At 60.9% G+C, this 14,637-nt stretch carries 14 protein-coding genes; 6 read left to right on the forward strand and 8 right to left on the reverse strand.

The window, feature by feature from the left end; all coding sequences use genetic code 11:
* Positions 1–17: 17 nt before the first annotated feature.
* The 3 genes from ACIROY_RS16685 to ACIROY_RS16695 all read right to left on the reverse strand — a co-directional run bounded on the left by ACIROY_RS16685 (position 18) and on the right by ACIROY_RS16695 (position 1,235).
* Positions 18–308: a hypothetical protein gene (locus tag ACIROY_RS16685; protein ID WP_402276448.1), complete on the reverse strand. Its 291-nt coding sequence runs from the start codon at positions 306–308 to the stop codon at positions 18–20.
* A gap of 95 nt (positions 309–403) precedes the next feature.
* Positions 404–964, reverse strand: coding sequence for a carbonate dehydratase (locus ACIROY_RS16690; RefSeq protein WP_016833314.1), 561 nt, complete (start codon positions 962–964; stop codon positions 404–406).
* Between the two features lie 136 nt (positions 965–1,100).
* Positions 1,101–1,235 (reverse strand): hypothetical protein, encoded by a 135-nt coding sequence (locus tag ACIROY_RS16695; protein ID WP_402276452.1) that lies wholly within the window; start codon positions 1,233–1,235, stop codon positions 1,101–1,103.
* Between the two features lie 91 nt (positions 1,236–1,326).
* Between ACIROY_RS16695 and ACIROY_RS16700 the strand changes: the two genes are divergently transcribed.
* The 3 genes from ACIROY_RS16700 to ACIROY_RS16710 all read left to right on the forward strand — a co-directional run bounded on the left by ACIROY_RS16700 (position 1,327) and on the right by ACIROY_RS16710 (position 5,036).
* Entirely contained in the window at positions 1,327–2,049 is a 723-nt protein-coding gene (locus tag ACIROY_RS16700) for a DUF4198 domain-containing protein (RefSeq protein WP_402342519.1), read from the forward strand.
* Between the two features lie 218 nt (positions 2,050–2,267).
* Positions 2,268–2,675 (forward strand): DUF2946 domain-containing protein, encoded by a 408-nt coding sequence (locus ACIROY_RS16705; RefSeq protein ID WP_402342522.1) that lies wholly within the window; start codon positions 2,268–2,270, stop codon positions 2,673–2,675.
* A gap of 102 nt (positions 2,676–2,777) precedes the next feature.
* Positions 2,778–5,036, forward strand: a complete 2,259-nt coding sequence (locus ACIROY_RS16710) for a TonB-dependent receptor (protein WP_402342525.1) — start codon at positions 2,778–2,780, stop codon at positions 5,034–5,036.
* A gap of 70 nt (positions 5,037–5,106) precedes the next feature.
* Here ACIROY_RS16710 and ACIROY_RS16715 read toward each other — a convergent pair whose 3' ends face one another.
* Positions 5,107–6,489: an NAD(P)H-dependent oxidoreductase gene (locus ACIROY_RS16715; protein ID WP_402342528.1), complete on the reverse strand. Its 1,383-nt coding sequence runs from the start codon at positions 6,487–6,489 to the stop codon at positions 5,107–5,109.
* A 147-nt stretch (positions 6,490–6,636) separates the two neighbouring features.
* Between ACIROY_RS16715 and ACIROY_RS16720 the strand changes: the two genes are divergently transcribed.
* Positions 6,637–7,602 carry a LysR family transcriptional regulator gene (locus tag ACIROY_RS16720; protein WP_402342531.1) on the forward strand — a complete coding sequence of 322 codons (966 nt, stop codon included), beginning with the start codon at positions 6,637–6,639 and terminating at the stop codon, positions 7,600–7,602.
* A 23-nt stretch (positions 7,603–7,625) separates the two neighbouring features.
* Here ACIROY_RS16720 and ACIROY_RS16725 read toward each other — a convergent pair whose 3' ends face one another.
* From ACIROY_RS16725 to ACIROY_RS16740, 4 genes are all read right to left on the reverse strand, one after another.
* Positions 7,626–7,814 (reverse strand): hypothetical protein, encoded by a 189-nt coding sequence (locus ACIROY_RS16725; protein WP_029363234.1) that lies wholly within the window; start codon positions 7,812–7,814, stop codon positions 7,626–7,628.
* 190 nt (positions 7,815–8,004) lie between these two features.
* Positions 8,005–8,655: a DUF1120 domain-containing protein gene (locus ACIROY_RS16730; protein WP_402342534.1), complete on the reverse strand. Its 651-nt coding sequence runs from the start codon at positions 8,653–8,655 to the stop codon at positions 8,005–8,007.
* 228 nt (positions 8,656–8,883) lie between these two features.
* Positions 8,884–10,641, reverse strand: coding sequence for a methyl-accepting chemotaxis protein (locus tag ACIROY_RS16735; RefSeq protein ID WP_402276475.1), 1,758 nt, complete (start codon positions 10,639–10,641; stop codon positions 8,884–8,886).
* A gap of 197 nt (positions 10,642–10,838) precedes the next feature.
* The gene (locus ACIROY_RS16740; RefSeq protein ID WP_402276478.1) at positions 10,839–11,603 is read right to left on the reverse strand and encodes a YdcF family protein; all 765 of its coding nucleotides are present in this window, start codon (positions 11,601–11,603) and stop codon (positions 10,839–10,841) included.
* 161 nt (positions 11,604–11,764) lie between these two features.
* On the opposite strand from ACIROY_RS16740, the gene ACIROY_RS16745 reads away from it, so the two are divergent.
* Together ACIROY_RS16745 and ACIROY_RS16750 are read left to right on the forward strand one after the other, a co-directional pair.
* Complete coding sequence (locus ACIROY_RS16745) at positions 11,765–13,126, forward strand: HdeD family acid-resistance protein (RefSeq protein WP_402342537.1); 1,362 nt, start codon at positions 11,765–11,767, stop codon at positions 13,124–13,126.
* Between the two features lie 368 nt (positions 13,127–13,494).
* Positions 13,495–14,334, forward strand: a complete 840-nt coding sequence (locus ACIROY_RS16750) for a lysophospholipase (RefSeq protein ID WP_402276483.1) — start codon at positions 13,495–13,497, stop codon at positions 14,332–14,334.
* Positions 14,335–14,637: the final 303 nt, after the last annotated feature.

The following is a 14,637-nucleotide window of genomic DNA, read 5'->3' on the forward strand; positions in this document are numbered from 1 at the left end:
TCCGCGCTTTATTTGATTCATGCGGATGCCGAAATTGTCGGCAAGGCTGCGGCGAAGCTGGCTGAATGCCTCAAGGAAAGTGTTGCGCCCCGCAGTTGACCAATCCGTTGTATTTCGGGACGTAGTGCATGGGCATTTTCATCATTTCGTTTTGATGCCATTTTTTTAACGCGCAACGGTCCGCGTGCTTCAGAAATTCGCGTCGCGGCGTTCAAAGACACCGGCAAGTATCCCGGCAGCGCGTTGCTGACCATCGAACATTTCGCAGAACCGGGAATGGAAGTGGCAATCCAGGGTGAGGCAGTCATCGGCGATACCTACCAGGACGCAAAGTAAGTTTCACCGTACAAGACAGACGGCAAGAGCCGTCTGTCTTTTTCTTTTTTGGGCGTTGCAACGGCGCTCAGAATTCGTTCTGCAATTTCTTGTAGCCCTGCACCAGTTCATTGTTGGTGCGCGCCACGTCTTCCGAAAATTCCGACGCCTGCGCCGACACCCGCGGCAAGGCATCGAGATCGGTTTGCGGGCCGATTCGCAGTGTCGACGGGACATAGAAGCCCGGCGGCAGATGGCAACCATCCACCACGGCGTTGTAGCGCACCACGCAACCATCTCCGATCACACAGTTGAACAGTACGCTGTTGAAGCCGATGAAGGCGTCATGGCCGACGGTACAGGGACCGTGCACGATGGCGCGATGTGCGATCGACGTGCGCTCGCCAATGGTCACGGCGCCGCCAGACTTGGAGTGGATCACCACGCCGTCCTGGATGTTGGAGTGAGCGCCGATGACGATGGCGTCCATCTCGCCTTTCTCGTTGACTTCATCGGCTCGGATGACTGCGTAGGGGCCGATGAAAACATTCTCGTGGACGATGACCTTGCCGCACAGGATGGCGGTCTGGTCGACGTAAGCGGATTCGTGGACTTGCGGCATATCGCCGGAGGGATTGCGACGAAGCATGGGGGCTTTCTCCTTGAACTGGCCTTGATGATGCGGGCCGAAATTGAACTGCGGCTACCTGTGCCGGTGGAGGCGGACGGTTTTGCCGGTAAAGAGCGGCGCTCATTGTAGGGGGCTTTTCGGATTCAGGGTTTTGTCAGCTTCTGATATAATGATAATCATTCTCGATAATTAAAATTAACCGAGCCTCAAGCCAGGTTGGCGCCATACAGCGCTTCGCATGATCTCCCGTTTGTTCTTCATCTCCGGCAGGGTTTTGCTCGTTGTTCATCAGTCGATGCTCATTAGTCGATGCGCGCCGGAAGGAGAGAGTTTGTCGTTTTGCATCATAAAAACACCTAGCCCCTGAAAGGAAGCACTACATGAAACTGAAACGTCTCGTCATTCCCGCCTTGCTGTCCACCTTGCTGCTGGCCGCGTCCGCACAGGCTCACCACGTCTGGCTGCAGCAGGACGCCAAGTCCGCCAACCTGTACTTCGGCGAGTTCGGTGAGAACCTGCGCGAAACTTCGCCGGGCCTGCTCGACCGCTTCGTGCAACCGAGCGCCGTGCTGCTGGGCGCCAACGGCGACAAGACGCTGGACGTGAACAAGGGCAAGAACGCCTACGCACTGTCGGGGCGCGCCGGCAAGGGAGAATCCATTGTTGCTGAAGAAGCGCACTATCCCATCCTCGAACGCAAGACCGGCGAAACCGTAACGCGCACCCTGTGGACTCCGGCCGCGCGCCTGGTCACCGACTTCGCCGAACAGGCGCCGCGCCTGACGCTGGACATCGTGACCACCGGCAAGCCGGGAGAATTCAAGCTGGTCTACAAGGGCCAGCCGTTGGCCAAGACCAAGATCAGCATCATCACTTCGGCAGGCTGGGGCAAGGAAGGCCACACCAATGAACAAGGCCTGGTGAACTTCGACCTGCCATGGCAAGGCACCTATGTCGTTGAAGCGCATCACATCGACAAGACCGCCGGCGAACGCGACGGCAAGCCTTACGATGTCGCCAGCTTTGTCACCAGCCTGACCGTGGCGCAGACCAAGGGCATCAAGCCTCTGCCAACCTCGCCGGCCGCAACGCCGAACAAGTAATCCGGGCGATTCGCCCCTGCAAGCTTCCGGGCTTACAGGGGTGCGACAATTTGTCGCACCTGCTTTCATCCGGTCTTGCCGTGGCGGCTTGCATCGTTTGCAGACCGCCACCGGCAAGCCTTTCAAGCCTTTTTCTTCCCGCCGCGTACACCTTGCCGTCGGCCTGAACGCCAGTTCCGGCGCTGCATTGCCGCGCATCTGCGTGCTACATTCGCACGATGGGGAAGCAGACATCGGGCCGTTCGAGCCCATCCATCCGTAGCACAATCACCGCGTGGGCCGCCATTTTGGCGGTGCTGCTGATGGTGCTCGCCCCGACGTTTTCCGCGGCATCGCAAGCGTGGTCGCAGGAGCGCGGCGGTTCGTTCTGGATGGAAATCTGCAGCGCCTTCGGCGACAAGACCGCCAATGAAGCTGATCGCGACACCGGTAAAAACGCCGCTTCTTCCTCGCATTGCCCGTATTGCCTGATGCATGCCGACGCCGTCGCGCCGCCACGGCAACCGATGCTGGCCGAGACCGTCTTCACCATTTCACATTTCCTGCCGCGCCTGTTTTATCGCGCGCCGCAGCCGCTGTTTGCATGGACCGTCGCACTGTCGCGTGCGCCGCCGCCGGCCGTCTGAATTCAGTGGCAACCGCTGACGGTTTGACGGTTGTCTTCCCTGTTCAGTCAACTTGCGCAAGTACGGATCTTGTCCGCGCCTGCGCCGCCGGTCCGGATCAACATGAAAAATACCACTCCGTTTCCTTTCCCTTTGCGGCCTCTGCTGCTGGCGATGATCGCCGCGTGGAGCCCGCTCACCCAGGCTCAATCTCAATCTGAAGGCGCCGCCGCCTTGCCCGAAGTCGTCGTCAAGGAGTCGCGCTCGGTCAGTGAAAAGAACCAGCTGCCGACCACCACCGAAAGCATCACCGCCGCCAAGGCCGCCGACACCGTCAACGCGATGAACGTCGAGGACACGCTCAAGTACCTGCCCAACGTGCTGGTGCGCAAGCGCTACATCGGCGACACGCAGGCGCCGATGTCCACGCGCACCACCGGCATCAACGCCGGCGCGCGCAGCCTGATCTACGCCGACGGCATGCTGCTGTCGGCGCTCGTCAACAACAACAACGGCAACGGTTCGCCGCGCTGGTTCATGGTCGCGCCGGAAGAAGTCGAGCGCATCGACGTGCTGTACGGTCCGTTCGCCGCGCAGTATCCTGGTAATTCCTACGGCGCCGTGACCGAGATCACCACGCGCATGCCCGATCACTTCGAAGCCAGCGTCAAGGCCAATACCGCGTTCCAGGATTTCAGCCAGTACGGCACCAGCAACACTTATCGCGCACAGGAATTGAGCGCCACGCTGGGCAATCGCAGCGGCGACCTGTCGTGGTGGTTCAGCGCCAATCATCTGGACAGCTACAGCCAGCCGTTGGGATATGTGACGGGCACGGCGCCGGCCGGCAGCAGCGGCAGCTATGCGACCCAGGATCGCACGGGGAAAGGTATTGTCGTCCTGGGTGCGTCCGGGCTGACACACACCGTGCAGGACAATGCCAAGCTCAAGCTGGCCTATGATTTTTCGCCGACGCTCACGGCCACTTATACGCTTGGTTTCTGGCAGAACAGGGCTGATGCACATGCCGTCACTTATCTACGCAATGCTGCAGGTGCGCCGGTCTATACCAGTGCCAGCGGATTTTCCAGCAACACCGTCGAGCAAGAGCAGTGGATGCAAAGCCTGTCGGTCCGCAGCAAGACGCAGGGCGTGTTCGACTGGGAAGCAGTCGTGAGCAATTTCTCCATGTCCAAGGATCTGACACGTACGTCGACAGGCCTTTATCCCGCTGCACAAAACGGCGGTGCCGGCACTGTCGCCGACGCCGGCGGCACCGGCTGGAACACGCTCGACCTCAAGGGTGTCTGGCGTCCTGACGGTCTCAAGGGCGCGCACATCGTCAGCTTCGGCGGCCACTACGATCAATACAAACTGGTCAGCCCGACTTACCTGACCGGCAACTGGGTTTCCGGCAGCAACGGCGCCTTGTCGACCGACTCGCGCGGCAAGACCGAGACGTCCGCTGTGTGGGCGCAGGATGTCTGGCGCCTGGCGCAGGACTGGAAGGCGACGTTGGGTGGGCGCTATGAATGGTGGCGCGCCTTCGGCGGCTACAACTATGCGGTGGCCAGCGGCGGCATCAACCAGCCGGAGGTGCGTAACTCCGGCTTCTCGCCGAAGCTGTCGGTGGCGTGGACGCCCGGCGAGCAATGGCAGTTCACCGGCTCGTTTGGTAAGGCCTTGCGTTTCCCGACCGTGGGCGAGCTGTACCAGAACGTACAGGGCAGCGACGGTATCTTCCGCCAGCCCAATCCCAACCTGCAGCCGGAGCGCGTGTTGTCGAGCGAACTGGCGATCGAGCGCGTGCTCGACAAGGGCAAGGTGCGGGTGTCGCTGTTCCAGGAAGACGTCTCGAACGCCCTGATTTCGCAGACCGCGACGCTGGGCACGGTGGTGTCGTCCTATACGCAGAACATCGACAAGACGCGCCAGCGCGGCGTCGAACTGGTGCTGCAAAAAGACGACGCGCTGATCCGCGGACTCGAGATCAACGGCAGCCTGACCTATGTCGATGCGCGTATCCTCGGCAACAGCAGTTTCGTCTCTTCCACCACGACCTCGGTTGGCAAGCGCACGCCTTACGTGCCGGAGTGGCGCGCCACGCTGGTAGGTACTTACCGTCCCGACGACAAATGGGCCTACACGCTGGCCGGACGCTACAGCGGCCGCCTGTACGCCACGGTCGACAACAGCGATGTCAACACGCATACCTACCAGGGCTTCGACAGCTACGTGATTTTTGATGCGCGCGTGCGCTACAAGATCGACAAGCATTGGAGCACCGCCGTCGGCATCGACAACATCACCAACAAGGATTACTTCCTGTTCCATCCGTTTCCGCAGCGGACCTTGTTTGCGGAGCTGAAGTACGACTTCTGATACGTCGTCGCCAAAAGAAAACCGTCGTCCGGTGTCATGCAGGACGACGGTTTTTTCATGCCCATTCAGATCATGCGGCGATGCTGTTGCGCGGCGCCGCCAATCCCATTTCCTTGCGGAACAGGGCTTCCATTTCACGCCGCACCTGGATCGCCTGCACGCTGCTGTCGATGGCGACGTCGCTCCAGCGCACCGCCTGGCCCGCTGCGACCGGACGCTGCAACACGATGTGATGCGCCAGGCCGATCGGCAATGCTTCGGCGTTGAGCGAGTCGGCCGCCGGCATCAGTTTGCCGTAGACCATGTGACCTCCTTCGCCGTCCAGTTTTTCGCCTGGTTTGAGATCGCGCTTGGCGGTGGCGACGGTGTCGCCGCTGAACGCCAGCGTGCTGCCGGTGGCCTGGCCGCGCACGGCGATGTTGGCCACCGAGATGCCGAGCTCGAGGCCGATCAGGTGATACGGTTTGTACATGGTAGCGTAGCGGCCGCTGGCATCGGTCTTGAGTCCGTACTGGGCGAAGCAGTCGCGCACGTAATCGCTCGGCGCTTCGAAGGTCACGTACACGCCCCAGCGCAAATCGCGGAACACCGGACGGCCGTCACGTTCCAGCGAGGACACCACTTCCACCGTGCCCGAGTGCGGCAGAATGCCGCCCGCCGAAGCCGGCTTGAGCAGGTTCGGCAGATCGTCCACGCCGCACGGCGGGAAGGCCAGTCCGTCCGCGCCCGGCGTCAGGCCGCAGGCGTTGGCCACCGCGCCCATTTCCAGCGCCGACTTGGTGCCGTCGAGGAAGGAGTTGAACATCTGCGCATTGAAGTCGCCCGACGCCACCTGCGCCTCGCTGAAACCGTAGTGTCCCCATACCGTATCCGGTGTGGATTGATGGTAGATCGGGAGGTACTTGGTGCCCTTGCCGGCGCACACCACGTCGAAGCCCGAGGTGCGCGCCCAGTCAACCATCTCGGCGATCAGCGCCGGCTGGTCGCCGTAGGCCATCGAATAGATGATGCCGGCTTCGGCCGCACGGCGCGCCAGCAGCGGTCCCGCCAGCGCATCGGCTTCGACGTTGACCATGATGATGTGCTTGCGGTGCTGGCAGCACAGCAATGCGTGGCGGATGCCGGCGGCGGGACTGCCGGTGGCGTCGATGACGATGTCGAGTTGCGGATGCGCGATCATCGCTTCGGCATCGTCCTGCACGAAGGTGCTGCCGTCGCGCAGCGCCTCTTCCCACGAGCGTGCAGCGTGCATGTCGTCCTTCCAGCCGACGCGCGTGAGCGCCTGTTTGGCGCGCGCCGGCGAGAGGTCGGCGATGCCGAGCAGATGCACACCGGGTGTACGGGGGACTTGCGAGAGGAACATCGAACCGAATTTGCCGGCGCCGATCAGGCCGACCCGCACCGGTTTGCCGGCCTGGGCCAGGGCCTTGAGCTGATGGAACATGGTGGACATGCTGTCTCCTTTGTAGGTTTGTCGCCCGCATCAGCAAGAAAAGGAACGTGCAGGCGTAAAAGCAGAAAAAGAGTAGCATTGGGATTTTCCCCGGTAAATGCCGAATATCACACACTTCATGTGCAAAAAATCGCATACGAAAATCCCATGAACAAGTTCGACTGGAACGACCTGCAAGCCTTTCTCGCCGTGGTCCGTGCCGGCCGCCTGACGGTGGCCGCGCGACAGATCGGCATCGATCACTCGACGCTGAGCCGGCGCATCGCCGGGCTGGAGGCATCCCTCGGCGTGGCCTTGTTTGACCGCCGCTCGGCCGGCTATGCGCTGACCGTCGAAGGCGAGCGCCTGGTCCCCGAAGCCGAAGCGATGGAAAGCCTGGCAGTGCGCATCCATGCGCGCCAGGACGATCCGGCACAGGGGCTGACCGGCTCGATACGCATCGGCACGCCGGAAGCCTGGGGCACCTATTTCCTGGCGCCTCAACTGGACCTGCTGGCGCAGCGCCATCCCGAACTGGAGGTGGAACTGATCGCCAACCCGCGCATGTTCAGCTTGTCCAAACGCGAGGCCGATATCGCCATCAGCATGACGCGGCCCGAACAGGGGCGCTTGTACGCGCGCCGCCTCAACGATTACGAACTGGGCATCTACGCTGCACGCGATTACCTGCGCCGCAAGCCCGCCGTTGAAGACAAGTCGCAACTGGAAGCGCATCCCTGGGTCGGTTACGTGGAAGACCTGATGTGGTCGCGCGAGCTGGATTACCTGTCCGAGATTTCACCGGCGCTGCGGCCGCGCATCCGCATCTCCAACATCATCAGCCAGATGGCGGCGGTGGTCGGCGGGGCAGGCCTGGGCGTGCTGCCCTGTTTCATGGCACGGCGCGAGAAGAAACTGGTGCGTCTGTTGCAGCAAGTGAAACTGTATCGTTCCTACTGGCTGATTACGCATGCCGATGCGCGCGACATCGTGCGCGTCAACGTGGTGGCGGATTTCATTGCTGAGCGGGTGGAGGCGGAAGGAGTGTCGTTCTGGACCGACGACGATGGCGGAGTGGCTCGTGATGTCGCTCGGGAAGCGATGTCAAAAAAGAGACGCGGCAAGTCGGGCTAAGGGAAATGACGGCAGGCGGCGCGTCAATTGCTCCTGGCTTTTTCAATCGTGGAGCGGGCGGCTTCCATCAGCGCAGCCGGTTCTTCCGCATCGGAATCGAGGTATTGGTTTTCCAGATTGATTGCCAGATTGCTCATTTTTTCAGCAAGGTCGGCGAGTGCGACGCTGAGTTCGCACATCAGGCTGGACATTGTTTTTGGAGAGTTTGCCATGTCTCTTTCCTTAAACGGATTCGACAGGGCGGACCTGCCGGAACTGCTGGATTTTCACAGACGGTCGACAACTAAACGGCTCAATGCGCTGGGCAATGCTACTGGCTTATTTTAAGCCGATTCCAAGTTTGACTGTGGACTGCGCAAAAAGTGCTTGCAAGAAGCGTGCTTGCAACGCAACTCTGTCGCGTCAAAGATACTTGATCTCGATCGTGGCGGAGCCGTCCAGAGGCACGTCTTGATTCAATGGCAAGTTTTCCGGTTTGTTCAGCACGGCCTGAACATTGATGGTCGCGGCCAGCGTCTTGAGTGCAACCGGTGTCATGCCGCTTTGAGCGAACGAGAAATAAGCGCCGTCGTGATCGAGGTAGCCGGCGTTGCCGCTCCACGAAGCGCCTTTATCCTTGGACGAGATAGCGGAGACCGGTTGGCCGTCGGCCAGCGCGGCGGCGGACAGCATCATGGTGTAGCCACCGACGTTCTTGCCGGCAACACTGCCAAGGCCGAAGTTGTAGGCAGCGTCGGCGCGGATGCTGTCGACCACGCCGTCGATGCGTGAAGAAGCGCGGTTGTCGATCACCACCAGCGCAATCTTGGCGGCGGCGTCACAGGTCACCGACAGGCTGACTTGCTTGACGTCCAGCTTCTTGTATTGGCCGGGTTGCAAGGTCTTGGCCGGGATGGTGCCGTAGTCGGCCACGCCGCTGTTGCCCAGGGTCGGGGTGCAGGCGGAAGGACGGATCACGCCGGTCACGCGCAGTTCCACCGTCGGCGCTGCCTGCACGGCGGCAGTGGCGCACAAGGCGGAGGTCAGGACGATGAGGGCGGCGAGGCGGTTCATGGCGATTGTGGTTTCATGTGAGCGCCTTGTTTCAGCGCGATGTAACCATTCTCGCGATTCACGTCCTCAAATAATATGAGAAAACTCTCAAAAAATGACTGCTTCGACAAGCATGGCGGCATTGTCGCGGTGAAAGAAAATGTGCAGGATCAAGGCATGAAAAAAGGGCTTGCACTGAGATGCAAGCCCTTCGTTTTGCTGCCCGTCACGATGATGCAGGGACGTCCGTCAGAAGGTTTCCCAATCCGAATCGGAATCCGGCATCGTTGGTTTCGATCCTGCCGATTTGGCAGGCGCCGAGGCGATGCGTGGCGCTGCAGCAGGAGCAGTAGCAGCCGCCTTGGGTTTGCCGGCGACGGCAACAGGCCGGACCGGCGCCTTTGCCACCGCAGTACGTACCGGCGCGGCAGCACGCACGATCGGCGCCGCCTGCACGTGAGCGCCATCGAGCTTGAAGCGGCCGACCAGTTGGGCCAGCGTAGCCGCCTGGTCTTGCAGAGACTGCGCGGCAGCGGCGGCTTGTTCCACCAGTGCTGCGTTTTGCTGCGTGCCTTCATCCATCTGGGTAATCGCCTGGCCGACTTCGCCGATGCCGGCGCTTTGTTCCTGGCTGGCCGAACTGATTTCGCCGACGATGTCGGTCACGCGCTTGACGCTGGCGACCACCTCGTTCATGGTTTCACCGGCTTGCTGCACCAGCTTGCTGCCGACGTCGACCTTCGATACCGAATCGTCGATCAGCGTCTTGATTTCCTTGGCCGCAGCGGAAGAGCGTTGCGCCAGGCTGCGCACTTCCGACGCCACCACCGCGAAGCCGCGGCCCTGTTCACCGGCGCGAGCAGCTTCCACCGCCGCGTTCAGCGCCAGGATGTTGGTCTGGAATGCGATGCCGTCAATGACGCTGATGATGTCGACGATCTTGCGCGAGGATTCATTGATCGAGCCCATCGTGTCGACCACCTGGCTGACGACCGCGCCGCCCTGGATCGCGACTTCCGAAGCGGACACCGCCAACTGGTTGGCCTGGCGTGCGTTGTCGGCGTTCTGTTTCACAGTGGAGGTCAGTTCTTCCATTGCCGACGCGGTTTCTTCCAGCGAGCCGGCCTGCTGTTCGGTGCGGCCCGACAGATCCAGATTGCCGCTGGCGATTTCGCTCGATGCGGTGGCGATGGTGTCGGCCGACGACTTGATGTTCGAGATCGTGTGCGTCAGCGAATCGCGCATGCGCTTGAACGCGTACACCAGGCTCGAGGTGTCGCCCGGCGCGGTGTTGATGACCAGCGTCAGGTCGCCGTCGGAAATGCGGTTGGCGATTTCCGCCGCGTCGCCCGGATCGCCGCCGATGGTGCGCAGGATGCTGCGGTTGTTGACCACCACCAGAGCGATCAGAATGATGGCAAAACCGGCGAAGATCGCGATCAGCTGATAGACCGATTGCGTGAACGCCGAATTGACGTCGTCCATGTACACGCCGGTGGTGACGATCCAGTCCCAAGGTTCATAGCGGAACGCATAGGAAGTTTTCGGCACCGGGTCGGGTGAACCGACTTTCGGCCAGATGTAGTTGATGAAGCCGCCCTGCGGCGATGCAGCGGCCTTGGAGATGTTGACGAACACCTGGTTGCCGGCCGGATCCTTGAAGTTGGTCAGGTCCTTGCCGTTCAGCTCCGGTTTGATCGGATGCATGATGGTCACGGCGGACGAATTGGATACCGAGAAATAACCGTCGGTGCCGTAGCGCATCATCTTCACACGCGCCAACGCGGTCTTTTGCGCTTCTTCCTTGCTCATCGTGCCGTTCTTGGCCAGCTCGCCGTATTCCTTGATCGTACTCATGGCGACTTGCGCCACATTGATCAGGTCTTTCTTGCGTTCTTCAAGGCGGATGTTGTGCGCCTGGTAGGCGTTGAAAATTGAAATGGCGAGCAGAGCGATCAGGCTGATGACGAGCGGCGCCCACAGACGTTGTTTGAATGAAAGTTTCATTCCATGGTCTCCAGAGTTTTCTTTGATTAAAGTGGAAATGGTCGGCGTGTCTGCGCATGCCTTGAAAACTTGGATAAAAATACCCGAGTTGTCGTCCGGAATGCTGCCCGGACTGTGTCGTTAACGGCGCGACAACAGGATAACTTTAAACGTGGTAGGAAAAAAGAAAGCCCCGATTAGTGGGGCTTTCCTTGGCCTTATCGGCTCTTGTCAGCAATGCTCCGCAACGCATACCAGAGTGCGCCTATCCATTCGTGCAGCGCGTAGTTGCTGCGTCGCAAGCCTTCGCCACCTGGCAGCCAGTCGTTGAGCGTAAGGCGTTCATTGCTGAAAAAGACCGTCGGCGCTGGGATCACTCCGATGCCTTGTGCGCGAAAGCTGCGCAGCGCGCGCGGCATGTGCATGGCGTCGGTCACCAGCAGCACATGTTGTACCCCCGCGTTGCGCAAGATCGGCGCCGTCAACCGGGCATTGTCGGCGGTGGTGTCGGAGGCCTGCTCCTGCCAGCGCGTAGCGACGCCGAAGTCGTCGCGCAGGCTGCGCGCCATGACAGCCGCTTCGCTTTCAACCGAGCCGTCAGGCTTGCCGCCGGTGACCAGAATCGGCAGGCCGCTGGCGCGATGCAGGCGCACGGCGTATTGCAGACGTGCAAGCGTGATGAAACCGGGTTTGTCCTGATGATCGTAGTCCGGCGCATTTGACAGTCGTGCGCCGCTGAGTACGACGATGGCCTGCGCCGTCGGCGGTATCGATGCCAGCGGCGGCGTCTGCCATTCCAGCGGTGCGACCAGCAGCAGTGCGCCGGCTCGTGTGCTGAAGACCAGCAGCAGGGCCAGCGCCGTCCAGCTCAGCCATATCGCCGCAGGCCGGCGTCGTCGCAACAGCAGCCCGAGCGCGCCCAGCAGCGTCACGTTCAGAGGAAACAGCAGCATCGCGCTGACAAATGTGGAGAAGAGGAGCATGGATGGCACAGAGAGAGAAGACGAAGAAGAGGGAGAAGGCCGTCCATTGTCGTCGATTCTTTCCATTGGGAACAAGTGCGCCGACGACGGTAAAATGGACGCCGGGAAACAGAGGAAACGGGACCGGCCGCAAGGCCGTCATCAGAAATGGGGAACAAAACGTGATACGTCTGGTGTTGTTGTTACTGGGAGCGGATTTTATCCGGCGTTATTGGCATGTACTGGCATTGATCGGATTGGCCTGGGCGGTCGTCGGCGTCAGCCTGTGCATCGATGCGCTGGATGGTGTGCTGGTGTTTCCGTTGACGTTGTTCGGCTGGCTGCTGCTGGTGGAAAGCCTGGCCACGCTGTTCCTGGCGTCGAGTGGCATAGGTGCGCAGAAAACGCTGCGCTACGTCAAAGGCAGTCTGTTCCTGGTGATCGCGCTGCTGATCATTTCGGCCTATCACCACAGCGATATGCTGCTGGCGATGCTGTTCGGCACGGCTTTCACGATCGGCGGCGGCTTGCAGATCATCTCGGCCGCCATCGTGCGTTTTCCACGCTGGCGCATGGCGCTGGCCGGTGGCGTCGGCCAGATCCTGATCGCGATTTTTTTCTTCCAGCCTTACCCTACGCATTACAAAGGCACCGTGCCGTATTGCCTGGGCATGGGACTGATTTTCAGTGGCTGGAGCATGATCTGGCTGGCCAGTCGTTCACGCCGTTTGCCGCGTGATAGTTCATTGTCGCAGCTGGCTTATCGCAACGCCGATTCGGATCGGCCGCTCGATGCCGGCAGCTACGACGGCCAGCTGGCGGTGACGACGCCGGCAGCAATTGCCTCGGCAGCGCCGCTCACGGTGCACGTCTGGACGCCGGCCGGCTCGGCCCGGGAAGCGACGCTGCATCGTCCCATCGTCGATCGCTATATTGCCGCAGTCGACGCCAGCGGCCGCATTTCGACCGGCCACGCAGCGCTGGAGATTGCGCCAAGTCTGTATATCAGCCTGTATCCGGCGGTTGAAATCGATCGGTCACCGGGCGAGTTTTCACGCCTGCTGCGCGCCACGCCGGACAACAACGTGCGGGGCCGCTATCTGACCGACTATCCGTCGGAATCGGCGGCGTGGTGCGAATCGACCGAAAAGATTTCTTTCCGCGATTACGACGTGCGTCACTTGCAGCAGTTCTGGCAGGACTATCGTCGCGAAGAGATCTACAACCTGACTCATCGCAATTGTTCCAGCACCGTCGCGCATGCGCTGGAGGCGGCACTGGAAGGCGTGATCGGCAAGCGCGCCGATCACTGGCTGAGCTTCATCAAGATCCTGTTCTCGCCGGAAGTCTGGGTCGCCGGCCACATCCGCAAGCGCGCCATGACCATGGCGTGGACGCCGGGGCTTATCCTCGACTATGCGCGCGCCTTGCGCGCCGTAGTGCATCCGCGTCCGCTGTCATGGCTGGCCAGCGTGCAACTGGCGATCCGGCGTGTGCGTCGCTCACACCGTCGTCAGGACACCGGAATAGCGGGCCAGGATTGACCACGATAAGCGCGCGATAGCAGCAGGAACCGGCGCCACCGCGACAGGGGAGCTTGTCCTACAAGGCAATCCGGCATCGTCCGATTGGTGGCGCGCAGAGGCGAATTTATTATCTGGTCTCGATACCGGAGTTGGCGGTTAGAAAATATACCAACACCAATTCCCCGAAGCGCTGCATGCGGCGTTTCATCGCCGCCGGGCGATCAGCATATTTCCGCAGATCGCCCGGCGCGCTTGTTTTCCCATCGTGTTTTTCCCATTCTCTTATTGTGTCCCTGCCGTTTCGCCGAAACAGGGCGATGCTGTGCGTTGCCGGTTTTTAGGGCAATATGCAGACGTCCGTGATCCCTTCAAGGAAATGCAGCGCGATGTCCGACAACAATCAAAATACGGGATTTCTCCAGGCCGCCGATGGCGTCAAGCTTTTTTATCGCGAATGGGTGCACCCGCAGCCGCGCGGGGCCATTGTGCTGGTGCACGGACTCGGCGAGCACGGCGCCCGCTACGCCGAACTGACGCGGGTTTTCCATGATGCCGGTTTCTCGGTGCGCATTCACGATCATCGCGGCCATGGTCGTTCAGGAGGTGCGCGCGGTAGCGTGCAGGCGAACGATGATTTTCTTGATGACCTCAAGACCGTGTTCGACGATTTCGCCGCCGTCGCGCAGACCACGCCATTTTTGTTCGGGCACAGCATGGGCGGCCTGGTGGCGGCGCGCTTCGCCACCGGCGGCTGGTCGAAGGTGCGTGGGCTGCTGTTGTCGTCGCCGGCGCTGGCGATCCGGATGTCGGGCTTTCAGAAATTCCTGCTGGCGCTGACCACAAGGATTGCGCCGGGGGTGGCGGTGCCGACCAGCCTGCCGGCGCAGCGCCTGTCGCATGACCAAGCGGTGGTGCGCGACTTCCTCGATGATTCGCTCAACCATGGCAAGGTGTCCGCGCGCGTGGTCAATTTCATGCTGGGGGCGATGGCCTGCGTGCAGCGCGATGCCGGCACATTTACTTCACCGCTGCTGCTGCAGTTTGCCGGCGACGACGCTTTCGTCGATCCGGCAGGCAGCCGTGCTTTCTTCGCCCATGTGCCGCAAGTCGACAAGACGATGCATTGTTACGACGACGCTTTCCACGAGATTTTCAATGAATCCCCGGAACGCCGTTTGCACGCACAAAACGATCTCATTGCATGGTTGGAATCGCACGTGCATTGAACGCTTGCCGCCGGCGTTTTTGCTGCGTTGCGCTACAGGCCGTCCAAGGCGGAAAACTTAACTTCAATTTGCACGTGTAAATTCTCCTCAGGGTTGCCCGCTGGGCAGGTTGGTGAAGCCGCAGCGACTGTCGAAACCCACGAAACCGGGCACACAGGCGCAGCCGGTGATCGCCAGCGCCAGTGCTGTCGCGAGGAGGAGGGTCATGATGCGCGGCATGAGCAGTCTTTCTAAATGGACGGAAGCAAAATGAAGCGTGGAGTGTAAGGCCAAGTCGGCGCGGGCGCCCAGCTCCATAACGAC

The organism is Herbaspirillum sp. NPDC101396, from assembly GCF_044767365.1.
Taxonomy (GTDB): Bacteria; Pseudomonadota; Gammaproteobacteria; order Burkholderiales; family Burkholderiaceae_D; genus Herbaspirillum.